The sequence below is a fragment of the Myxococcus sp. CA056 genome (assembly GCF_013336715.1).
Classification (GTDB): domain Bacteria; phylum Myxococcota; class Myxococcia; order Myxococcales; family Myxococcaceae; genus Myxococcus; species Myxococcus llanfairpwllgwyngyllgogerychwyrndrobwllllantysiliogogogochensis.
This window is the reverse complement of record NZ_JABUMT010000002.1, coordinates 52,889-75,034: the sequence shown is the minus strand read 5'-3', so window position 1 is coordinate 75,034 and position 22,146 is coordinate 52,889. Positions and strand designations below refer to the sequence as shown.

Below are 22,146 nucleotides of genomic sequence, written 5' to 3'. Positions count from 1 at the left end.
CAGGTTGCCGAATTCGCGGGAACTGAAACATCCACTGGTGAACATCTGTCTCGTCCTCGGGGATGACCCAGGGGGTGCGCGTGCCTATCTCGAAGGCGCATGCGCGGGTGGATGGCCTGGGTGGTGGCGGCGTGGGTGCTGACGGGGTGCCCCGTCGCGTGCACGGAGGAGCGACCGAAGCCGTTCCAGCTCACGGGTGAGGTGGGCTCACACGGGCCGGACTTCGCGGTGGCGCTGTATCAGACGGTGGGCGTGCGCATGGCGCCGGGCAACCGGCTGACGTGGGCCAACAACGGCGCCGTGTTCGACGTGATGGAGGAGGAGATTCGCAAGGCGCGCTCCTCCGTGCACCTGGTGATGTTCATCTGGCGACCGGGGCGTGCGTCGGACCGGATGGTGGCGGCCATGGCCGAGCGGGCGCGCGCGGGGGTGGCGTGTCGGGTGATGGTGGACCCCTTGGGCAGCGCGGGCTTCGAGACGGACGTGAAGCCACGCCTGGAGGCGGCGGGCTGCCGGGCGCACCTGTTCCGACCGCTGCCCGCGGACGAGAACCTGGCGCGCAACCACCGCAAGCTCTTGGTGGTGGATGGCCGCGTCGGCGTCACCGGCGGACTGGCGATTCAGGACGAGTGGCTGGGCGAGGGCCTGCGTGAGGAGGAGTGGCGCGACACGAACGCGCGCGTGGTGGGCCCGGTGGTGGAGCAGATGCAGCAAGCGTTCGCGGAGAACTGGCAGGAGACGACGGGCGAGCTGTTGCCCGTGAGCGACTTCCCCACGCTGGCGCAGCCGGTGCCCGGGCTCGACGACGCGGGCGCGGGCTGGGCGGCCTTCGTGGGCAGCACCGCGAACCCCGAGGTGACGCGCGCGGAGCGGCTGACGCAGTTGATGGTGCGCGCGGCGACGAAGCGGCTGTGGATTGCCCAGTCGTACTTCACGCCGAACGGGCCGCTGTCGGAGCTCTTGCAGGAGCGGGCGCGCGCGGGGGTGGACGTGCGCGTGCTGGCACCGGGGGACCTCAACGACCAGGAGATCATCACCGTGGCGCAGCGCGCGACGTATTCGTCGCTGCTGGAGGCGGGCGTGCGCGTCTGGGAATACCAGCCGTCGATGATGCACGCGAAGACGATGCTCGTGGATGACCGGCTCGTCCTGGTGGGCTCCATCAACTACGACCCGCTGTCCTTCAACGTGCTGGAGGAGGGCTCGCTGGTGCTGGAGGACCTGGACGCCGCGAAGCAGATGGAGGCCTTCTTCCTGGAGGACCTGACGCACGCGCGCGAGGTGGGTGACTCCGGGCAGGCGCGGCGCTGAGCGCGGCGCGACACGTCCGATAGGCGGCGTCGCTTCGTGGGTGGACTGGGCAGCCTCGCGACAGTGTGCTGAAGAGGGGCCACCCTTTCCCGCCGCTGGAGCCGCCGCCATGACGCAGCCATCCCGCCTTCTCTTCGTCGCCGGAGCCACGGGCGCCACGGGGCGCAACGTGGTGAAGCAGGCCCTGGCGCGCGACGTGCCGTTGATTGCACACGTGCGCCCCAAGAGCGCGGACACCGAGCCGGCGCGGAGCTGGCCGCGCAAGGCCGTCGTCGAACTGGCGAGCGGCGAGCCGCTGGCGGAGGCGATGAAGGGGAGCACCACGGTGCTGCAGCTCATCGGCACGATGCGCAAGCGCTTCGCGTCGGGGGACACGTACGAGTCGAGCGACATCGGCACCACGCGGCAGCTCGTGGAGGCGGCGAAGCGCACGGGGGTGGACCACCTTGTCCTGCTCAGCTCGGTGGGCGCGGGCCGGCCGGTGGGGGCCTACTTGAAGGCGAAGGCGGAAGCGGAGCGGCTGGTGCGCGAGAGCGGCATCCCCTGGACGGTGGTGCGCCCGCCCGCGTTCGAGGGCGAGTACCACCGCCCGCCCGCGCTGCTGCGCACGCTCTCGAAGCTGCCGCTGCTGGGCGGGCTGCGGCCCATCCACCTGGACCAGCTGGCCGCCGTGCTGCTGCATGTCGCCCAGAAGCGAGCACCGCTGAACACGGTGCTCGAAGGGGACAGTCTGTGGCAGGAGGTGGCGGCGGCCGGCGCGTGAGCCCGGCTCATCGCCCTCCATCCAGGCAGGGCGATGACCGAGACCTCAAGGCGTGGTGGCTGTTTCCGGGGGGTCCTCGTCCGGCCTCTCGCGCTCGAAGTTGTCCATCCGGGTGGAGTTATCGAAGCGCCAGTCACCCCGCACCACTTCCGTCGTCCCGTTGGCGTTGGAGGTGAGGACGGCATCGACCCGAATTTCATTCGGACGATTCGTCTGATCGCCCACGTACTGAGGCGTGATTCGCACTCGGACGGAGTCTCCCGCCGCCAGGTGCCTGGCCATCTCCGCCTCGAACTCATACCAGTTGCGGAAGAACTGGGGACCCGTACCCGGCGGAGCATTCTCGTCATTCAGACGCGTGCGAGGGTCGTCCGAGCGATTCGTCACAGAGCCGTTTTGATACCGGGTCTGTGGCACGTAGTTGAGGAACTCAGGCGGTCCGCCGAATTGAGCGCCAATGAGGTGGCCGCCCTCGTCGTGTCGGTACTTGAGGTGTTCCTGCACCGTCCGGCCATCCACCTGCGTCTGGACCTTGAGGGGAACCCGTCGGCCATTCTTGTCGACGAGGTACTCCTTGTTGCCTCTGCTCTGCGCGGACTCGCTGCGGACCTGGTCGGGCACGAGGTAGAGGTCGCCTTCGACGGAGGACACCCGTCCCCGGCTGTCCGTCACGTAGAGGTAGCGTCCATCCACCCAGTACGCGGTGTTGGGCTGTGGCTTGCCCAACTTGCTGTTGAGCTTGTCCCCATTCGTGACCTTGCTGCTCTCACTCCTCACATCCGCCGGATTGATGTTGGGCGGAAGCGCTCGAGCCACCCAGGGTGGGACCCCCGCCGGCAGTTGGCTGATGCGCTCGGGGTTCACGACGGATTCGACCTGCCGCTGACTGTTCGTCACCTGCAGCGTCTGGCCGTCCCAGTACGCGGTGTTGGGCCTGGGGTTCGTTGGCAGTCCCCCCGTCACCACGCTGCTGGGCCGGATGTGGGGGGGAAGGATGTCCGAAACCCACGGAGCCACGCCCTGAGGCAGCCGCTCGTCCGGGTCCGTCACAGGCGAGACATCATCCTCGCGCGCCACGTATCCACGGCCGGTCGTCAGGGAGTCCACCTGCGCCGCATGAGCGTTGAGCTGGCTCTCCACGCTGGCAATCTGCCGCTCCATGTCCGCGAGCTGCGCGGCCGTGGCCGGCGTCTGATTGCCCGTGGCACCCGCGATGCCTTGATTGAGCGTCGCCTGCGCGGCCTCCAGACTCCGGAGGATGTTGGAGAGCTTCTGCACCTCGAGCCGGGACTCGAAGCCCTGGCTGCCGTAGCCCGGCATGCCGGTGATGGCCTGCTTCACCTTGTCGATGAGCTGGCGTGCCTTGCCCACCGCGCCCTCGTAGCGCTGGAGCACCCGCGCCGTCTCCATGTGCGCCTGGATGTCCTCGGCCGTCGCTTCCGGGCCCGCCTCGATGCGCACCCTGCCGTCGTCGTAGCGCACGTGCGTCGTGCGACCCTGGAGCTCGGGGTTGCGCACCACGGGCACGGGGGGACGTCCCGTGTTGTCCGTTCCCACCTCGGGCGTCTGCGCGGGCGTCGTGGCGCCCGGCCGGTCCGTGCGCGACGGGCCTGCCGTCGGGGGCACGGGGATGAGCTGTCCCGTCGCGGGGTTCACCCGGTACTCGGTGGGCGCGGGACGATTCTCCACCGTGTTCTGGGGAGGACGCCCGGTCTGCTCGGGTCCACCCGTCGTGCCGGGCCGGGTGTCGGTGCCCGTCGTCGTGCCGGGTCGATTGTTCGTGCCCGTCGTCGTGGTGCCCGGCCGGTCCGTTCCGCCCGTGGTGCCGGTATTCCCCGTCGAGCCGTTGGTGCCATCCGAGCCATTCGACCCGTTGGAGCCGTTGCTCCCCGACGTCCCGTCGCGCCTGCGTCCGCCGACGCTGACGGTGGTGCCCGCGCCGCCGTTGGCGCCCTCGGCCGTGACGTCGCGGTGGCGGGCGTTGACCTCGAAGTCCACCACGCCCAGCTTCGCGCCCACGCCCAGCTCGCGGTCCTTGAACGAGCCCGAGGTGAACTTCGCCTCCAGGTCCAGGCCGTCGAAGGCGTTGTCGAACTTGCCGTCCATCAGGTTCTTCGTCACCTGCTGGAGCTGCTCACCCTTCAGCCCGCTGATCTCCGCGGTGAAGAACTTCCCCGCGGGCCCCGCGTCCACCGAGCCCGACACGGAGATGCTCGTCTCCGCGGGCCCCGCGAACGCCGCGGTGGCGGGGCTCGCGATGAACGCCAGCACGTCCTTGGCGTCCAGCTTGCTGGCATCCAACGGAATCTTCGTCTCCAGGCTCACGGAGCCGGTGACTTCTCCGCCGATGTTGAGCCCCGCGTCACCCTTGAGTCCTCCGGCGATGCTCGCCGCGCCGGAGCCCTCGATTTCGAGCGACCGCACCAGATGCGTGGGCTTGCCGTTCTCGAACTCCACCCGGAAGCTCGCCGTCGCGCCGATGCTGGCCGACAGCTCCGCGCTGGCCGGACCCAGCTTCCCGCCGAGGCCCGCCTCCGCCTCCGCGCCCATGTTCACTTCCATCGCCGACAGGTGGTCGAGGAGGAACTTGTGGTCCTCTCCACCGGAGGCCAGCGCCGCGGGCCCCTTGCCCAGGATGACGGCCGCCTTGGCCGCCTCCTCCGGCGTGTCGAACGTCATCTCCATGCGGCCACCGGCCGACACCGACGCCGAGCCCACCAGGCCCACGCCGACATCACCCGTCACCTCCGCCGACAGCTGGTACTTCCCGTCGGCCGTCTTCTCGACCTCCACCTCGCCTTCGATGCCGGCCTTCAGGCCCACCTTGACGTCGAGGTTGCCGCTCAACGTCAGCGTGTCGCCCGGGCTGTTGAGCTTCTTGATTTCGTCCGCCACCGCGCCTTCGATGGGCGCGGTCACCTGGTCGATGACGTAATCAATCGGCTTGAGCACCGCGTCCTTGGCGAAGCCCAGCGCGTCCTTGGCGAAGTCTCCCGCCGCGCCCGCCAGGTCCCCGAGCCCCTCGGTGACGAAGTCCTTCGCGTCCTGGTACCAGGGGAGCTGGCGCTCCTTGTCGAGCTCCTTGGGCTTCGCGCCCGACGCCACCTTGCCGTCGGCGCCCGTCTCGAACTCGACGTGGTCGTACTTCCACCGGTTGTCGTCCGCCTCCTGGAGGCTCTTCACCTGCGTGGGCTCGTGCTTCATCTGGAGCTGGCCGTCGGGGCCCACGGTGCCGGAGGAGTTCAACACCGTCTGCGTCCGGTTCGCGTAGCCGTCGTCGAAGCGGCTGCCGTCCGGGTCATACCCCGTCACGGTGGTGTTGCTGGTGATGTTGCCCTGCGTCTGCTTGGTGAGGGCGGGCAGCGAGTCGGTGGACGCGGCGTCCTTGGGCCCGTAGGTGACCTCCTGCTGGCTGCGCGCCACCTGCACGCCGTTGCCGTTCTTGTCCGACGCGAGCGGCTGCGTGGACACCGACTCCGTCTTCTGCGTGGAGGTGGCGGGCTCGCCCTGCGCGTTGAAGCGCGTCTCCTCCGTCAGCGTGAGGCTGGACTCGCCGGGCTTGAGGGTGGTGGGGTCCCGGTTCGTGTCGTGGTGGTCCTCGCCCTTGGAGGCGTCGTTCAGGGCCTTGCCCTGCTTCGCCTCGAAGTCGCTGACGGCGTTCGCGTCGAAGCCCGGAGTGTGGATCTCCGTCTTCTTCACCTGCTTGGCGGGCAGGCCCTGCGCGTTGAACTCCGTGTCCGTCGTGACCGTCGTCGGGCCCTGGGGCGTGTTGGGCCGTCCCACCAGCGCCGCCGAGGGCTTCTCCATGCGCACCTCTTCGGAGCGCGACTGGGGCAGTGCCGTAGCGGGGTTGTACTTCGTGGTGGACGTGGTGGTGGTGGCGCCCGTCTCCGGGCTCTGCGTCGTCTGGCTCTTGCGCGACTCCAGGCTGGTGGTCTTGCCCTGCGCATCCGACGACCTCGTCCACGTCGTCTCGCTCGTGCCACCTTCCTTCGGTGACTCCTTCGCCGTCACCGTGGACGTGTAGCTGCCATCGGGCTTGATGGTGACGGTGTTGCCGCTCTTCGCGTCGGACAGCACCGTCTCGCCGGTGGACGCGTTCTTCTTCACGTCGTAGTTCGCGCCCGAGGACGGGTCGGTGAACTTCTGTCCGTCCGCCAGCTTGGAGGCGTCCTGGACGTCCTTCGCATCCACCGCGTCGAGCGAGGCGGGCGACCCGTCCACGGGCTTCGGCGCGGGGACCTCGGCCTTCGGGGGAGCGGTGGTGCCGAGCAGCTTCTCCAGCTCGGCCGTGCGACTGGAGCCCTCGAACGCGGAGACAAGCTCGTTCTTCTTCGGCTTGACGCTGTCGATGTCCTTCTGCGTGAAAGGAGGAGTCTTCTTCTCCTGGGTGGCGGCGGTGTTCGCCTTGCCCATGGCCTCCTCGGCCTTCTTCGCGGTGAGGGCGACCTTCTCCTCGGCGGCCTGGAGCTGCTTCTCCGCGGCGGCGGCCTTCTGCGCGGCGGCCTGCTTCGCCTTCTCCGCGTTGGCGGCGGCCGTCTTCGTCTTCTGGGCATCCTCCGGTTTCTGCCCGGGCTTCTGCGCATTCTTCTGCGCGTCGGCGGCGGCCTTCTGCGCGGCGGCCTGCTGTCTGCGCGCGGCCTCCGCGGCCTTGCGTGCTTCCTCCGCGGCCTTGCGCGCGGCTTCGGCGGCTTTGCGCGCGGCCTCCGCGGCCTTGCGCGCTTCCTCTGCTCGTTGCCGAGCTTCCTCGGCGCGACGCGCGGCCTCGGCCGCTGCAGCGCTCGAAGTTCCAGAACCACCACCCGTAGGTGACAGACCGCCCATGGAACATCCCCTTTTCGTCAGAACCGACCCCTCATTATCGGAGGAATGAGAAAACGATTTCCTCCGACACTCCTGAGGGGTCTGGATAGTTGCTGAATGAGTCCTATCCGGAAACAGGCGTTAGATACCAACAGGCCTGCCCGCATGCAGAGCAAAGACTGGCAGGGACGCGCGGCAACGCCTCGCAGCGACACGCGGTGAAAACCAGCCACCCCGCAATGTCTGACATGTGGGCCTCGCCTGCCCACGGAATGGTCTCACCAGAATTCTGGGAGCCACATCAAACCAACCAGGCGAACGGATTCGCAGTGCGAAACGTGGGAGCCCGAACAGAGTGCCCGCCGCGCGCGCCTCCGGAAACACCTCGGGCCCGAGCGGAGACTCCGCCCGGACCCGAGGTGACTTCGTCGAAGTCGCGCGTCAGTTCTTCGCTTCGGTGGCGCGGCGGATGCGGTCGAAGTCGAAGTTGGGCGACGGGTCCTGCTTCTTGTCGGTGATGTCCTTGTGACCGACCAGGTTGTCCGCCGGCACGTCGTAGCGCTTCGCCAGGTAGGGAACGAGCTGCTCGAGCGCCTTGTACTGGGCCTCGGTGTAGCCGTCCTTGCCGTCGCCCTCGTTGACGATTTCGATGCCAATCGAGCGATCATTCACGTCGCCCGGCTTGCCCGGCAGCGAGCCTTCACCGGCGTGCCACGCGCGCTTCTCGTCGCCGACGAGCTGGTAGATGGTGCCTTCCTTGCCAATCACGTAGTGCGAGCTGACGTCGCCCCGCCCCGTCACGTCCTTGTACTTGGACTCGAGCCAACCCATGAACGACGTGGGCTTGCCCGTCAGCGTCTCCAAGCTGCTCTCATCCGAGGGGTCCGCGGTGTGGTGCAGGACGATGGAGTCGATGTCCTGTCCCGCGGGCCTGTCATTGAAGTTCTTGGAGGGGCGGACGACCATTTCCGGCGTCGGGTTGGTGGGGTCCGTGGAGATGGGCGTCAGCGGCTGCGGCGCCGCGGGCGCGGGCGGCGGCGTGGGGGACGGGCCCGGGCTCGGAGAGGGCGTGGGGCGCGCGGCCTTCGGCTGCTCGAAGCTGTCCACCGGCTTCGGCGTAGGGCCCGCCGTCGGCTGGGGAGGCGGAGGAGGCGGACGCGGCTCTTCGGACCTGAAGGGACGCAGGAGGGTGTTCTGAACAAAGCGCTGAAGCGGAGCAACCATGGGGTGTGGTCTCCAGGGAAAACAACGACGTGACTGGGTTATCGCGCACCCGGTGTTCCCAGTTGCGGTTTCTTCGAGAGAAAGAACCCCGCACCCACCCGGAGTTCCTCCCGGTACCACCTCACGGTTCGAGGCCGGCGACGCTGTAATGCGCGGGCGGCCCATCGAGGTCCTCGGCGGCGCCTTCGCGCCATGGCCTCGCGGCGGAACCACACATCCAGGGATCAGCCACAGGCACCATCGCGAGCGCCGTGGACCTGTAGCTGGCCGCACAGTGGCCGCGCGCGTCGCTCCCTGCTCGCGACGCCCACCGTCTCGCTGGCCGAGCAGGCCCAGGCGAGCACGACCTCACGGGCGCGCTGAGTGTTGTCCGAACATGGCATGGGTAACACAGTGGCGGGTCTGGGCGCCGTTTTGACGTGGACGCGGTAGCGTGGGCCCCTGCTCATTCTTCGATCGAGACACCCCATGCATCGTCTCCTCATCGCCGCCCTGCTCTCGCTGTCCCTCGCTGCATGCTCGGATGACCCCGACCCTTCTCCGCCGACGGATGCCGGCGCGGACGCGGGCGTTCCGGATGACACGGATGCGGGCTCGGATGCCGGGACGGATGCGGGCTCGGATGCGGGGCCTGGGCCTTGGACGGATGCGGGCAGTTCGCACGGCACGGGGAAGCTGCCGTGTGACAGGACGGGCACGGTGGTGGACGACACCAACCAGACGTATACGTTCTGTGTCGCGCAGGTGGCGGGCGTCGAGCTGAAGATTGTCGAGCCTCGCGCGGGCATCGTCCCCGTGCCGCTGAACCTGGCCATCTACCTGCATGGCGACGGGGCTCGGGCGCACACGGGAAACACGGCGCCGCGCCTGCAGGCGCCGTGGGCGTTCGACCACGACACGCTCTATGTGTCAGCGCTCGCGCCGAACAAGTGCGCGTGGTGGACGAAGCCCTCGTTGACGACGTGTACGGACACCGCGACAGCCGCGGACCGGGATGTCGCGGGAGACAATGCGCGGGCGCTGACGGAGGTCATCGACACCTTGCGCAAGCGCTGGGACCTCAACAACGAGCCCATCCTGTTCGGCGGGTCTTCGGGGGGCTCGGTGTTCCTCACTGCGAGCTTCCTGCCGAAGTACGGCAGTCGCTATCGCGGCATCTACGCGCTGGGGTGTGGCGGCGAGGCGCCGTGGAGTGGCGCGCTGGACTGGGACAGCACCCGGCCCGAGCTGCGCGGACCGACGAAGCTGTTCTATTTGTACAGCGACCAGGATGAGTATCTCCCGGACATCCGGGCCAGCATGACGGAGTACCGCAGGTTCGAGGTGCCGCTGGCGGAGAAAGTCATCGCGGGAGCGGGACACTGCGTGTTCGACGATATCGGCGGAGTGAAGGACATCTGGGCAGAGGCGCTGGACGCGAAGTAGTCGCGGGCAGGACGCCCGGCATCGGCGGTGAGCTCCGGATGCCGGGCGTTGCGTGGGTTGGAGTCGTGGGCAGGGGTTACTTGACGCAGTTGCCCCAGCCGCGCTTGCCATTGACGACGGTCATCTCCCAGAAGCGGGTACCGGCGTTGTAGTCGATGCTCACGCCGTCCGTGTAGCTGCTGGTATTGAAGTGGCCGCCGATGCCGGAGAGGAGGCAGGCGACGCTGTCGGGGTTGTAGGCGAGGTTCTCGGTGAAGCCGCCCGGATCTCCAGCGACCCAGAGCCAGCCACCGTGGTTCTCGGGCACGTCGACACACACGGCGCTGCCGCCACCATCGCCCGCGAGGTTTCCACCGAGGTACCAGTTGAGGCCGTCACTCCAGACGCGGACATAGTCCGAGTTGGAGTTGAAGCCGCCAGAGGCCTCGATGGAGGTGAGGAAGCAGCGACGCTGCGCGGTGGCGGCGCCGAGGAGCTTCGCGGCGGAGCCCTGGTACCAGGACACCTCGGCCGTCCGGTTGGCGGCGGTGGCGAGGCACTGGATGCCAGTGGAGAGCGCCTTGCTGTTGTTCTGGCTGACGTACACGGTCCAGTTGCCGCCGCTGATGAACGTGCCGGTGCCGCTCCAGCTTCCGGTGACGCGCGGCACGAGGTTGCCCTGGACGCCAGAGAGGAAGCAGGTGCGGTTGGTGGCGGTGCCGATGGCGGTGGAGGTGAAGCCGTTGGTGGAGGTGCCCCACCAGTACGTGCCGCCGAGGGCGACGCCCTGCTCGACCTGCGCCGGGGATTCGTCACCGGCCACGGGTGCGGTGTCCGTGGGCTGCTCCAGGGGCTCGCCGCCGCAGCCGACAGTGAGGGCGGTGAGTGGCAGTGCGAACAGCAGGTTGCGCACGGCCTGTCGTGAACACATCGAGTGCATGAGTGGGCCCATTCCTTGTGAGTGAGTCGCCGAGGCGTACTGGAGCGCGGTGGTGCGCGCAGGGCACGCCGACGGTGTCCCCGTGACGCGGGCCGCGGGGTGCGGACCTGTTTCATCACGGAGCGGGGACACGCAGAGCAACTCGGGTGCCAAGGGATTGGGGGCACCGTGGACGTGGGGATGATGCAGGTCTTGCACTGTTTCGTGAGGAGGTCCGTGCAAGTGCTGCTCGGTGTTGCAGGGGTTGCACGGTGGGCCGGTGCTCAACGCCTTTCGGCAGCAGCCGTCCGTCCAACACCTTGTAGAGTGAAGGCCCAGCCGCCCCCGTGCCGCACGAGCCCTGTTTCTGAAAGGAGCCGTTCCTGAAGATCTCGAACATTCCCTTCTGCACGACGGACTGGAGCGCGCTCCAGCCAACGGAGCACCCGGGGGTCTCTGGGAAGGCGCTCTGGCGGACTCTCCAGGCGGGAGACATCCGGGTCCGGCTCGTTGAGTACACACCCGGATACGTGGCGGACCACTGGTGCAGCCGCGGCCACATCCTCCTCGTGCTCGAGGGAACGCTGCTCACGGAGCTGAAGGACGGACGGCGTTTCGAGCTCGGGCCGATGATGAGCTACCAGGTCGCGGACGACGACGGGGCCCACCGCTCATCGACAGAGACAGGGGCCAGACTCTTCATCGTGGACTGACGTCGCGAGTGTTCCCCTGGCGGCGTCACATGCGAGGCTTGCATGCTGACAAGCTCAAGCCCACCCGTGGGAGCAGGCGCCGTCGCATCAGTCCCCCCAGCGTCACGATGAAGGGAAGCAGTGTCTCGACGAGCAAGAGAACAAGGTACGCCCGCGCTTCGGGCGAAGAGAGTTCGGCCCGGAGCATCGGGCCGACGTCAGCGCTGAAGAAGTCGTTCTGGAGCCAGACGAAGACCCAGAGGACCGACAGTGCACAGGCCACGCGCCACAGTCCGTCTCGGCGCCACAGCACCAGCAGCGCACAGAGCGCGGACATCATGACAGTCGCAATGACCGGAACGGGCTCCCAGGGGGCCAGCTGCTTGTCCAGCACCTCTGCCCAGCACAGGCCAGGGAACAAGATGACGCCCAGGGCGACCCGGTATGTGTGTCTTTCCATGGATGTGGCTCTCCAGCCTCGGTCCTCACCGGACTGCAAGGAGTCCGCCAACCAGTCACGAGAGAGCCTCCACCTACTCCTTCACCGCGCCCGCCGTGAGTCCCGACACAATTCTTCGCTGGAACAGCACGGTGAGCACCACCAGGGGCAGCGTGGCCACCACGGACGCCGCGGCAATCTCGCCCCATGGCTCGCGGTACTCGCTGGCGAACAGGCTGATGGCCACGGGCACCGTTCTCTTCTCCGGTGTCGTCAGGAACGTCAGCGCGAACAGGAACTCGTTCCACGCGAAGATGAAGACCAGAATCGCCGTGGTCGCCAGCCCCGGCGCCGCCAGGGGCAACAACACGCGGCGGAACGCCTGGAACGGCGTGCAGCCATCCACCCGCGCCGCCCGATACAGCTCATCCGGGAGCTGCTGGAAGAACGACGTCAGCACCCACAGCGTCAACGGCATCGCGAACGTCGCATAGGGCAACGCCAGTCCCACCAGGCTGTCCCTCAGGCCCACGGCGCGCAGGATGAGATACAGCGGGCTCACCGTGGCAATCGGCGGAAACATGCTCACCGCCAGCGCCGCGCTCAACAGCAACCCCTTGCCTCGAAACTCCAGCTTCGCCAGGGCGAACGCCGCCGCCGAGCCAATCACCAGACAGAACACCGTCGTCAGCGCAGCCACCACCAGCGAGTTCAACACCACTCGCAAGAATGGCCTCCCCCACAGCACGCTCACGTAGCTCTCCAGTGTCAGGTGCGAAGGCCACGGCCTTGTCAGCTCGCCATCCGGCCACAGGCTCGTCAGCACCTGCCAGAAGAACGGCCCCAGGAAGAACGTGAGGAACGCCACCACCGCCAGCGCCGTCCCCAGGCCCGCGCGTTGTCTCATCGCGCCTCCTCCTGCCGCCCCAGCAATCGCAGCCACACCGCCGCCAGCACGACGACGCACAGGAACGTCGCCACCGACAGCGTGCTCCCGTACCCGAAGTCTCCCGAGCGCATCAGCGTCTTGTACGCATAGATGCTCAGCGTCTCCGTCGTGTTCGCCGGCCCTCCCTCCGTCAGCACGTAGATGGCGTCGAATACCCGGAACGCATCCAACGAGCGGAACAGCAACGCCAGCAGCAACGCCGGCTTCAACAGCGGCAAGGTGATGGAGCGGAACGTCCGCCACGACGACGCACCGTCCACCCGCGCCGCCTTGTAGAGGTCCTCCGGAATGCCTTGCAGCCCCGCCAGCACCAGCAGCGCCACGAAGGGCGTGGTCTTCCACACGTCCACGAGGATGGCCGCGTGCAGCGCATACCCGGGCGCGCCCAGCCAGTTGATGTCACTCCCCAGGAGCAGGCGGTTGATGAGCCCGTAGTCCGGATTGAACATCCACGCCCACAGCCTCGCGCTCACCACCGTGGGAATCGCCCACGGCACCAGCACCGCCGCGCGCAGCAACCCTCGCCCCGGAAACGCGCGTTGCAGCAACAGCGCCAGCGGCACCGCGAGCAACAGCTCCACCCCCACGGCCACCCCCGTGAAGTACGCCGTGTTCCCCAGCGCCGCCCAGAACCTCGCGTCCCCGAGCAGGTACGCGTAGTTCCCCAACCCCACGAAACGCCGCTCACCGAAGACGAGGATGAAGCGGTGCAGGCTCAGCCACACCGCAGCGAGAATCGGATACAGCGCCACCGCCGCGAGCACCAGCACCGCCGGCGCCACCAACCAGTACGCCTGCCTCCGCTCCCGCTCCAGCGAGCCCCTCGCACGCGCCCCTCGCCCCTCGGAGGTCATCGCGCCGCCTCCTCGAAGCCCCGTACCCGTCCGCCCGATGCCCCCGCGCTCATCGCCCCTCCCCCATCAAATGGTCCACCTGCTTCTGCGCGCGCTTCAGCGACGCCTCGGGCGAGCGCAGTCCCGCCACCGCCGCGGAGAACTCGCTCTGCAACACATCTGAAATCAGGTTGTAGTACGGCGTCACCGGCCTCGGCCGCGCGCGCTCCGCCATCTCCCGCAGGCCCGCGATGAACGGCGAGCTCTCCTTCAACCTCGCATCGTCATACACAGACGCCCGGGGCGGATTGCGCGCGTAATGCACCGCCAGCACCAGGTTCGCCTCCGGCGACGTCAGGTGTGAGATGAGCTTCGCCGCCAGCTTCCGCCGCTCCGGCGACACGTGCGCGTTCACCGCGAGCTGATACCCACCCAGCGTCCCGAATCCCGGCTCGCCACTCACCGTCGGCAACGGCGCCATCCCCACCTTGCCGCGAATGGGCGAGCCCTCCTTCTGCGCCTCGCTCCACGCATACGGCCAGTTGCGCATGAACACCGCGCGCCCCTCCTGGAAGATGCGCCGCGCCTCCTCCTCCCCAAACCCCATCACCGTCTCCGGTGACACCCCACTCACCAGCAACCCGCGCAGATACGCGAGCGCCTCGCGCGCCGCCTCCGTCTCCAACAACACGCGCCCGTACTCCCCCATCGCGTCCCCGCCGTGCCCCCACAGCGCCTCAAAGACATTACAACTCAACCCCTCGTACTGCCGGCCCTGCCACACGAAGCCCTGGATGCCCGGCACCTTCGCCTTCGCGTCCAGCGCGAAGCGCTCCAGCTCCGCGTACGTGCGCGGCGCCCGAGGCACCAGGTCCGTCCGGTAGTACAGAACGCCCACGTCCAGGTACCAGGGCACCGCGTACGTCCGCCCCTCCACCACCACCGCCTCCACCGGACCCGGCAGGAACTCCGCGCGCAGCCGCTCCGGCGGGAACTCCGCGGACAGGTCCGCTATCCACCCCGCTCGCGCGAACTCCGGCACCCACACCACGTCCGCCACCAGCACGTCGAAGTCCTTCGCCCCACCCTCCAACGACGTGAGGAAGAACTGGTGCGCCAAATCGGAGGAGTTCGGCAGCGCCTCCGTGACGAGCGTCACCCCGGGGTTGTCCCGCTCGAAGCCCGCCAGCAACGCCCGGAAGGGCTCCGGCGGCCCCCACAGCGGCTGGTACTTCAGCACCAGCCGCGTGGCCCCCGCCCCATCACGCCCTTCGTCCGAGCCCGAGCCGCCCCGCCGGCACCCCGCCGACAGCACCGCGACACCCAACACGAACACGACGAAGAACGAGCGGACCATGGGTGCCCGGCATGTCTCCAACCCTCCACCCCACCGTCAACCCACTCCGACGACCCACGGTTCTCACCCCAACACCCCCACCGGCACGTCGGAGGCCCCACGTCGGGTAATTCGTGCCCATTTGGAGAAAAACGCCCCTCTGGAACTCCAGGGACCAAACCCAGGGCGTCCGTTTGCCTTCACCCCGGGAACGGGCGTTATCCTTCCGACAGACTGGACCTCTGGGTGGGGGATGACATGGTGGAGAAGGCTCGGGAGTGGAAGTACGGCGCGCATCGGGTTCGCATCGAGCCGCCAGACATCGCGGTGGCGACCTTCGAGGGCCCCATCACGATGGACGACGTGAAGCGCACCTCCGAAATCTACAAGGAGGTCTTCACCGTCCTCGGCCCCTACTACATCCTCGCGGAAATCGGCCGCTCCCAGATTGAGGCCGCCGGCCGCCGCTACCTGTCCGAGAACAACCGCTCCGAGTGGTTCAAGGGCTGCGTCTACGTCGGCGCCGACATCGTCCAGCAGACCTTCGGCAAGGCCATCTCCCTCGCCATGCTCTTCACCGGCAAGTCCAGCTTCGAGACCACCTTCGTCAAGACGCTCGACGACGCCCGCGCCTGGGTCCAGCAGAACCGCGCTCGCTCCCAGCGAAAGGCCGGCTGAGTCTCGCTTCACGGGCTGTGTGAAGTCTGACACCCCCGCTGTCTCCTTCCAGACCCAGGCCCCCTCCGAAAGTCCTGGTTTGGGAGGGAAGACTGGATTCTCGCTCCCTGTTGCCACGGGCGGTATGCTTGTGTCGTCAGCCCAAGGGAGCGCCCATGCAGCAACAGGAATGGAAGTTCGGTGCCCACCAGATTCGCCACGAGGCCCCGGACCTGGTGGTGGCCGTGTTCAGCGGCATGCTGAATCTGGAGGACATGAAGCGGGCCGTTGAAATCTACGGCCAGGTCGCCAAGAGCGGCGGCTATTACATGATTGCCGATATCGGCAACTCGCAGCTCCAGGCGGAAGCCCGCCGGTACCTGTCCGACAACAGCAAGGCGGAGTGGTTCAAGGGCTGCGTCTACGTCGGCGCGGACATGGTCCAGCAGACCTTTGGCAAGGTCATCTCGCTGGGCATGTTCCTGACGGGCAAGTCGGAGTTCAAGACGGAGTTCGTCAAGACGATGGCCGAGGCCCACGCCTGGGTGGAACAGCAGCGCCGCGCCAACCTCCGCAAGAGCGGCTGAGCGCACCCGGTCCGCCTTTTTCCGTCGTCTGCTTCAACCTTCGCGGTGGCCCCTTTCCGGGGCCCCGCCGCCCCCCCGGGCCCAGCTCGCGCCTGTAACCGGGTTGAGCGCTGTTTCCTCTCCGAGGACGCGCTCCCCGTACCCCTGGTGCCTGCTGGATTTCTCACAATCCAAGCCGATGCGACGTCCGTGCGTCCGGCCAACCCTCCGGAATCAGGCGGATTCTATAAATACTAAACCTTCGTGGTGTCACAAGAGACCAGTTTCACTAAAAAAATCGCACCATACTGGCATAAACCCGGGAAATTGAGGTATAGGCGGTCATTCTGGAGCCCCCATCGCGCCCGGTATTCCAAGTCAGGGCTCCGGAAGCCGGCTGTGCCCCATGCCTCAACCATCCTTTGTCCGAGCGGTGAGCTGGGGGGGCCCGCGCTCGAACTGACGAGTGACGCCATGCCCGTAACGGTTCAGAAGCAGGAAGAGACCGGTGTTCCGGCCCACGCCCCCGCCTCGCGATGCCCTCACCTGGGGGCGCAGTACAACCCCTTCGCGGGGCCGCACGTCGACAACCCCCACCCCTTCTTCGAGAAGCTGCGCAAGGAAGAGCCGGTCAGCTTCAGCCCCATGCTGGGCATGTGGCTGGTGAGTCGGAACGACGACGTCCTCCAGGTACTCAAGGACACGTCGCGCTTCTCCAACCGGGACATGCTGGTGAGCGGCACCCACCTCACGGAGGAGGCGAAGGGCATCCTCGCGCAGGGCTTTCCCATCGCCCACGTGCTGCTGGGCATGGACCCGCCGGAGCACACCCGCCTGCGACGGCTGATGAACCGGGGCTTCACCGCGCAGCGCATCTCCGGCATGGCGCCCTTCATCGAGAAGATGGCGCGCCAGCTGGTGGGCCGCTTCGCGCAGGAAGGTCACGCGGACCTGGTGGAGCAGCTGGCCTATCCGCTGCCCGCCCACGTCATCCTCGGCGTCATGGGCGTGCCGCAGGAGGATGTCTGGAAGATAAAACGCTGGAGCGCGGACTGGCAGCAGCTCACCTTCGAGCACGTCCCGCCGGAGAAGCAGCCGGAGATGGCTCGCGGCGTGATTGAGTTCCAGCGCTACTGCATCCAGCTCATCGAGGAGCGGCGCAAGGCACCCCAGGAAGACCTCATCAGCTACCTGGTGGAAATCGAGGCCGACGGCGAGGCGCTCACGCTGCACGAGCTGGTGATGGCCATTGGCGCGTCCATGCTGTCCGCCGGCCACGAGTCCACCACGGCGATGATGTCCAACACCTGGAAGCTCGCCCTGGAGCACGGCCTCTGGAAGCGCCTGCGGGACAACCGCGAGCTCGTCCCGAAGTTCATCGAGGAGGGCTGCCGCTACGACTCCGTCCAGCACGCGATGATTCGCACCGCCCTGGAGGACGTGGAGGTCGGCGGCGTCCAACTGCCCAAGGGCTCACGGCTCCTCATGCTGTACGCCGCCGCCAGCCGGGACGAGTCGCTCTGCCCCCACTCGAACAAGCTCGACGTGGACCGCGAGAAGCCGCCCCAGCACCTCACCTACGGCCGTGGCACGCACTTCTGCCTGGGCGCGCCCCTGGCCCGGCTCCAGGCGCAAATCACCACCAACGTCCTCCTGGACGCACTGGAAGACCCGCGCATGGTCCCCAACCAGGACCACGGCACCTGGCAGAGCATCGTCCTGCGCCAGATGCGGCACCTGAAGGTGGAGTGGACGCCGTCTCCGGCAATCCCGTAGCCACCGCCTCCGGGAAATCGGCGCTTCCCGCGCCTCCCCATCCATGTCATGAGCCGGGCCCTGCGGACCTTCATCGGTCTCCAGGGCCCGGCGCATGTCTGGGCCCTGACTTCAGTGGACCCGTGCCTCCCACAAGCGGTCCACTCGCACCCGGCTTCCGGCCAGAGTCGGAGTCACTGTCGACCCTCATGGGGTTTCGGCGGACTTCACTTGGCTGTTTGAAACGGGCGTGCGTACGTTACAGAGAGAAATTTCTTGCCATACTGGCCGTTCTTGCGAGAAAGAGTCCTGGAATACCCTGCTTGCTCGTAAAGACGAAGGAGCCCCCCATGTACGCCGAGGTCATAGACGAAGCGGATGTGCAGTTCGCGCGGCGCGTCGACCGGCAGGCGCTGGCGAAAATGACCCGGGAGATGTCCCGTGTGAGCAACGTGAGGGCGCTGTGGGCGCTCGGCACGCAGTGGCTCGTCATTGTCGCGGCGTTTGCCGCGGTGGTGTGGGTGGACCGGTGGTGGGCCTGGCCCATCGCGGCCCTGGTCATCGCCACGCGTCAGCACGCGATGCTCGCGCTGATGCACGAGGCGGCGCACTACCACTTCCTGTCGAACCGGAAGGTGGGTGACGTGGTGGCCGACTTCCTGTGCGCCTTCCCGCTGAACATGACGACCGCGGGCTACCGGCACCAGCACATGGAGCACCACCGCCACGTCAACACGGCGAAGGACCCGTACTGGGCCTCCATGCAGCAGGACCCGTCCTGGCACTTCCCGCGCACGCCGATGCGCGCCGCTGCGGTGTTCATGGGCGACGCACTGGGCCTGTACGCGCCCAACCACCTCAAGGTGGTGTTGCCCTGGACGTACTGGGGCCGGCTCCTGGGCGGCGCGAAGCCCAAGGTCTCCGCCGCCGAGCACGTGCGCTACGTCATCTACGTCGCCGCGCTGCTCACCACGCTGGTGATGACGGGCGCGTGGCTGCACTGGCTGCTGTTGTGGGTGCTGCCGACGACGACGGTGATGATGGCTTTCTTCCGGATGCGCGCGCTGGGCGAGCACCCGCTGGACGCCGAAATCAAGGGCGACGAGACGCGCGAGACGCGCGACGTGAAGGGCACGCTGCTGGAGAACTTCTTCGTGGCGCCGCTCAACTGCAACTACCACCTCACGCACCACGCCTTCCCCTCCGTGCCCTTCTACAACCTGCCTGTCATGCACGAGGAGTTGGACAAGGCGGGCATGCTCGAGGACGGGGTGAACCGCTTCGACACGTACCTGGGCAAGCACAACAGCCTGGTGAAGTACCTGACGCGCAAGCCCGCCACCGTCGCGGAGGCCCTGCCCGCCACCACGCCGACGCCGACTCCGGCTTCGGGCGTGAGGATGCCGCTGCACTCGTAGCCTCGTGACGACGCACGCATCGCCCTGGCGAGCGAGGCGTTGGCCGCTGTCAGTCACCGTCGGGGTGGGGGCCCCGCGGAGAACGACCGGTCGACGACACGCCTCACGGGAAGCGACGCAGCGACGTCCACGGGAAGGGCTTCCAGAAGGGCGTGCTCACCGCGTCGGCATCGAGCGGGAACCAGGGCCCCACGGAGTCATTTCCCGAGGAGAGGACATGGAAGTCCTGAGCGGGCATGAAGCCTTGCCCCAGGAGCGCCACGCGGCGGCCCCCCGCGTCGGCCGCCACGTCCAGCACCAGCACCGTGTGCCCCGGGCTGCCGCCCAGCACGAAGAAGTCCCCGCCACGCAGCTCGTCTCGCGCGGGACGCCCCTTGGCGCTCTCCAGTGACAGCGTGCCCGCGTAGGTGAAGACCAGGTCCAGGTAGGAACGGAACGCCGCGCGAGAGCTGTCCGCCGCCGCGCTCCTCGCCCACGTCACCTTGGAGCCCGCGATGCGCGCCCGGTCTCCCGCCGCGTACTTCGGCCACGAGGCCAGGTGTCCGCTGGTGAAGCGATAGGCGATGCGCTCCCGTTGCTGACTGGACCACTGCCACTCCGCATGCAGCCGGATGATGGAGTCCGCGCACTGCTGGAGATTGGCCGAGCCGATGTCCAGCTCCGCCACCGCTGCCAGTCGCGCATCGTCGCCGGGCAACACCTCTCCGCCCCGGAAGTGCAGCACGGGCGTGCCTTGCGCGCGCAGGGGCAGGCCGCGCAGCCACGCGCCGAACGAGCCCGCCTCCAGTGTCACGCGCGTGTAGCCCTCCGGCGCGGGGATGGCGAGCTCCAGTGGACGGACCTGGGCGTCCTTCGCCAGCCAGCCATAGCGCGCCAGCTCCTCGCGCGTGGGGGCGCGGGGCTCGGAGGAGGCGGTGGACTGCTCGGGGGCCCGTGAAGCCGCCGTCGCGAGCACCGTGCCCCGCAGGCGCGGCGCCAGCGGGCTGGCCCCCGAGGCTCCTGGCCACAACAGCGCCACCAGACAGGCCCGGGCGAGCCACGCCGCCCCGGTGCGAAGTGGAGAGGACGGGGAAAGGGGCGGACACTCGGATGCGGTCACGACGGGAGACTCCAGGCAGGTGGGGAGCGGCGCTCCGGATGGGAGGATTCTCGCCGCTCGAAGGTTCCCTCGCAGCCTCGCGTTTCGTGGAATGCGCACGCGCGTGAGGTCGCCTGCTCTCCGCCGGGGCGATGACCGACGACTCGACGACACCTCCTCCTCCCCGGCAGGTGCGTGATGACGCTCGTGCACTACCTTTGAACGAAGATGCGCCGCCAGGCGAGCCTCGTGCTGCTCAACATCCTGTCCCTGTCCCGCCTCCCCATGGCGGTGGCCTTCATCGTCGAGTCCGACGCGAAGGTGCGCGCGGCGCTCGTCGTGCTGGCGGCCTTCTCCGACTTCCTCGACGGCTGGATTGCGCGACACAAGGGCCTGGCCACGCGACTGGGCGCGCTCATCGACCCGGTGGCCGACCGCGCCTTCATGGTGACGGCCATCCTCGTCTGCTACCTCGACGGCCTCATCGCCCTGCCGGAGGTCCTGTTGTTGCTGGTGCGGGACATCGGCACCGCGGTGGGCTTCATCGTCACCCGACTGGTGCCGAAGCTGCGGCGGGTGGAGCTCAAGGCGCGGATGCTCGGCAAGGTGGTCACCTCGCTGCAACTGGTGACGCTCTTGTGCGTGCTGCTGTTTCCCCCCGCTGTGCGCCCGCTCGTCGCGCTCATCGCCGTGCTGTCGCTCGCCTCGGTGGTGGACTACACGCGCGCGGTGCTGCGCTCCCGGATGAGGGCTCGGGGGGCTTCACCTGTCCCGCGCTCCGACGAACACGGGCCGCGGGGAACGCCTCTCCCCACGGCCCGTAAATAGAAGCGCCTCAGCCCGGAGGTGGAGACGCGGAGTCTTGCGAATCCGAGAGCCCCAGGGCCCGGTCGCGCTCGGGGGATGCGGCGGCGCGCTCGCCTTCACTCATCTCCGACCAGACATCGTCCAGGTCGTCCAACAAGGCATCCTCCTCGGGCGAACCACCCTGTGGATTTCGCGCACGCACACTCTCGAACTTGCGCAGCAGTGCGCGGTATCGGTCAAAGGCCGTCATGACGGGAACCTCCCTGCGAGCGACGACGAACCTGAACGCGAGCGACTGACGGGTCGCTCCCGCGTCTCAATTGTCCGGGTCCTCCTTCCGGAGCACCGAGATTTCCACCGTCTCGTGTTCACCCACCATGTCCACCACCGCGCTGACGCGATCTCCCGGGTCCAGGTCTCGCAAGCCCACGCTCTTTCCGTTGCGCAGCACCCGCGTCCGCGGAGTCACCTCCAGCGTCAGCGGCTCTCCACTGTCCTGCGCGATGACGACGTCGGGCGGAGCCACCGAGCGTACCGCCCCCGTGAAGGTGGCCATCACCACCGCCGTCCCCGTCGGCGCCGGCACGTTGGAGCCAGCGGGCGGCACGTCGGTTTCCACCTGTCGTGGCGCGGTGCCAGCGCCCCCCGTGCCGCGCGCCTGGGTATCCGGCTCGGAACCCGCCCGCGCCTGTGTGCCCGAGCCGCCCGTGCCCTGCGCCTGGGCGCCGACCTGCGTGCGCAGCTTCGAGACTTCCTGGCGGAGCTGGCGGACCTCCGCGCGCAACCCCGACATGCTGTTCCACAGCTCGGACACCTCGGCGGGTGTCGGCGTCTGTCCTGACGGAGGCACCGGCTTCACTTCCGAGGGGGCGGCCGGCGGCCGTGCCTCCTCGGACGCTGACTGCGCCTCCGCCGTACAGCCCCCCGCGCACAGCATGAGCGACAGGCTCGCGACCACGACCGCCATCCAGGCAACCTTCCCTCGCATGAGGCACGGCCTCCCTTCCTCCACAAAGGTGGGGCCTGCCCGCTCATGGACAACCGCCGAAATGGCGGGCAAGCGCCCCGAGAGCAGGCCACCAGGGCAGCGCTGGATGGCCCTCTCCCCTGAAGCCAGGTCCTCCGGCCGACAGGTCGGCCTGACTCGCACCCAGGTCCTCGAAAAAGAGCGCTGAAACTTTCGGCGCGCTCG

The 22,146-nt window shown here is 68.1% G+C and carries 19 protein-coding genes; 9 read left to right on the top strand and 10 right to left on the bottom strand.

Translation table 11 applies throughout. From position 1 onward, the window contains the following. Positions 1 to 99: 99 nt before the first annotated feature. Together HUA76_RS08040 and HUA76_RS08035 are read left to right on the top strand one after the other, a co-directional pair. The gene (locus HUA76_RS08040) at positions 100 to 1,311 is read left to right on the top strand and encodes a phosphatidylserine/phosphatidylglycerophosphate/cardiolipin synthase family protein (protein WP_254614100.1); all 1,212 of its coding nucleotides are present in this window, start codon (positions 100 to 102) and stop codon (positions 1,309 to 1,311) included. Between the two features lie 109 nt (positions 1,312 to 1,420). Continuing rightward, positions 1,421 to 2,074 carry an SDR family oxidoreductase gene (locus tag HUA76_RS08035; RefSeq protein ID WP_174458184.1) on the top strand — a complete coding sequence of 218 codons (654 nt, stop codon included), beginning with the start codon at positions 1,421 to 1,423 and terminating at the stop codon, positions 2,072 to 2,074. 45 nt (positions 2,075 to 2,119) lie between these two features. On the opposite strand, the gene HUA76_RS08030 is transcribed toward HUA76_RS08035, so the two are convergent. Together HUA76_RS08030 and HUA76_RS08025 are read right to left on the bottom strand one after the other, a co-directional pair. Next, complete coding sequence (locus HUA76_RS08030) at positions 2,120 to 6,898, bottom strand: DNA/RNA non-specific endonuclease (RefSeq protein ID WP_174460499.1); 4,779 nt, start codon at positions 6,896 to 6,898, stop codon at positions 2,120 to 2,122. A 420-nt stretch (positions 6,899 to 7,318) separates the two neighbouring features. Continuing rightward, positions 7,319 to 8,101 (bottom strand): N-acetylmuramoyl-L-alanine amidase, encoded by a 783-nt coding sequence (locus HUA76_RS08025; RefSeq protein ID WP_174460498.1) that lies wholly within the window; start codon positions 8,099 to 8,101, stop codon positions 7,319 to 7,321. Positions 8,102 to 8,569: 468 nt separating this feature from the next. On the opposite strand from HUA76_RS08025, the gene HUA76_RS08020 reads away from it, so the two are divergent. Continuing rightward, a complete protein-coding gene (locus HUA76_RS08020) occupies positions 8,570 to 9,526 on the top strand; it encodes a hypothetical protein (protein WP_174460473.1) in 957 nt (318 codons plus the stop codon). A 76-nt stretch (positions 9,527 to 9,602) separates the two neighbouring features. Here the strand turns inward: HUA76_RS08020 and HUA76_RS08015 are convergent, their stop codons facing one another. Next, positions 9,603 to 10,445, bottom strand: a complete 843-nt coding sequence (locus HUA76_RS08015; RefSeq protein WP_246137490.1) for a hypothetical protein — start codon at positions 10,443 to 10,445, stop codon at positions 9,603 to 9,605. A gap of 362 nt (positions 10,446 to 10,807) precedes the next feature. On the opposite strand from HUA76_RS08015, the gene HUA76_RS08010 reads away from it, so the two are divergent. Then, the gene (locus HUA76_RS08010) at positions 10,808 to 11,137 is read left to right on the top strand and encodes a DHCW motif cupin fold protein (RefSeq protein WP_174458262.1); all 330 of its coding nucleotides are present in this window, start codon (positions 10,808 to 10,810) and stop codon (positions 11,135 to 11,137) included. A gap of 25 nt (positions 11,138 to 11,162) precedes the next feature. Here HUA76_RS08010 and HUA76_RS08005 read toward each other — a convergent pair whose 3' ends face one another. The 4 genes from HUA76_RS08005 to HUA76_RS07990 form a co-directional block, all read right to left on the bottom strand. After that, positions 11,163 to 11,576 carry a hypothetical protein gene (locus HUA76_RS08005; RefSeq protein WP_174458181.1) on the bottom strand — a complete coding sequence of 138 codons (414 nt, stop codon included), beginning with the start codon at positions 11,574 to 11,576 and terminating at the stop codon, positions 11,163 to 11,165. Between the two features lie 73 nt (positions 11,577 to 11,649). Further along, positions 11,650 to 12,462 carry a carbohydrate ABC transporter permease gene (locus HUA76_RS08000; protein ID WP_174458180.1) on the bottom strand — a complete coding sequence of 271 codons (813 nt, stop codon included), beginning with the start codon at positions 12,460 to 12,462 and terminating at the stop codon, positions 11,650 to 11,652. Continuing rightward, on the bottom strand, positions 12,459 to 13,358 hold the full coding sequence (locus HUA76_RS07995; RefSeq protein WP_141645859.1) for a carbohydrate ABC transporter permease: 900 nt from the start codon (positions 13,356 to 13,358) through the stop codon (positions 12,459 to 12,461). Before HUA76_RS07995 ends, HUA76_RS08000 begins: the two co-directional genes overlap by 4 nt. 49 nt (positions 13,359 to 13,407) lie before the next feature. Then, positions 13,408 to 14,694 carry an ABC transporter substrate-binding protein gene (locus tag HUA76_RS07990; protein ID WP_174460497.1) on the bottom strand — a complete coding sequence of 429 codons (1,287 nt, stop codon included), beginning with the start codon at positions 14,692 to 14,694 and terminating at the stop codon, positions 13,408 to 13,410. 237 nt (positions 14,695 to 14,931) lie between these two features. Between HUA76_RS07990 and HUA76_RS07985 the strand changes: the two genes are divergently transcribed. From HUA76_RS07985 to HUA76_RS07970, 4 genes are all read left to right on the top strand, one after another. Beyond that, positions 14,932 to 15,351, top strand: a complete 420-nt coding sequence (locus tag HUA76_RS07985; protein WP_141642807.1) for an STAS/SEC14 domain-containing protein — start codon at positions 14,932 to 14,934, stop codon at positions 15,349 to 15,351. Between the two features lie 155 nt (positions 15,352 to 15,506). Further along, positions 15,507 to 15,917, top strand: coding sequence for an STAS/SEC14 domain-containing protein (locus HUA76_RS07980; RefSeq protein WP_141642806.1), 411 nt, complete (start codon positions 15,507 to 15,509; stop codon positions 15,915 to 15,917). Positions 15,918 to 16,370: 453 nt separating this feature from the next. Next, positions 16,371 to 17,672: a cytochrome P450 gene (locus HUA76_RS07975; RefSeq protein ID WP_174458178.1), complete on the top strand. Its 1,302-nt coding sequence runs from the start codon at positions 16,371 to 16,373 to the stop codon at positions 17,670 to 17,672. A 329-nt stretch (positions 17,673 to 18,001) separates the two neighbouring features. Further along, positions 18,002 to 19,069 (top strand): fatty acid desaturase family protein, encoded by a 1,068-nt coding sequence (locus tag HUA76_RS07970; RefSeq protein WP_174458177.1) that lies wholly within the window; start codon positions 18,002 to 18,004, stop codon positions 19,067 to 19,069. A 103-nt stretch (positions 19,070 to 19,172) separates the two neighbouring features. Here the strand turns inward: HUA76_RS07970 and HUA76_RS07965 are convergent, their stop codons facing one another. Next, positions 19,173 to 20,168, bottom strand: a complete 996-nt coding sequence (locus tag HUA76_RS07965; protein ID WP_174458176.1) for a DUF4846 domain-containing protein — start codon at positions 20,166 to 20,168, stop codon at positions 19,173 to 19,175. Positions 20,169 to 20,375: 207 nt separating this feature from the next. Here HUA76_RS07965 and HUA76_RS07960 point away from each other — a divergent pair, with 207 nt between their 5' ends. Continuing rightward, positions 20,376 to 20,975, top strand: a complete 600-nt coding sequence (locus HUA76_RS07960; protein WP_174458175.1) for a CDP-alcohol phosphatidyltransferase family protein — start codon at positions 20,376 to 20,378, stop codon at positions 20,973 to 20,975. Between the two features lie 7 nt (positions 20,976 to 20,982). Here HUA76_RS07960 and HUA76_RS07955 read toward each other — a convergent pair whose 3' ends face one another. Both HUA76_RS07955 and HUA76_RS07950 read right to left on the bottom strand, forming a co-directional pair. After that, on the bottom strand, positions 20,983 to 21,204 hold the full coding sequence (locus HUA76_RS07955) for a hypothetical protein (RefSeq protein ID WP_141642801.1): 222 nt from the start codon (positions 21,202 to 21,204) through the stop codon (positions 20,983 to 20,985). Positions 21,205 to 21,270: 66 nt separating this feature from the next. Continuing rightward, a complete protein-coding gene (locus HUA76_RS07950) occupies positions 21,271 to 21,942 on the bottom strand; it encodes a hypothetical protein (protein WP_174458174.1) in 672 nt (223 codons plus the stop codon). Positions 21,943 to 22,146 lie beyond the last annotated feature (204 nt).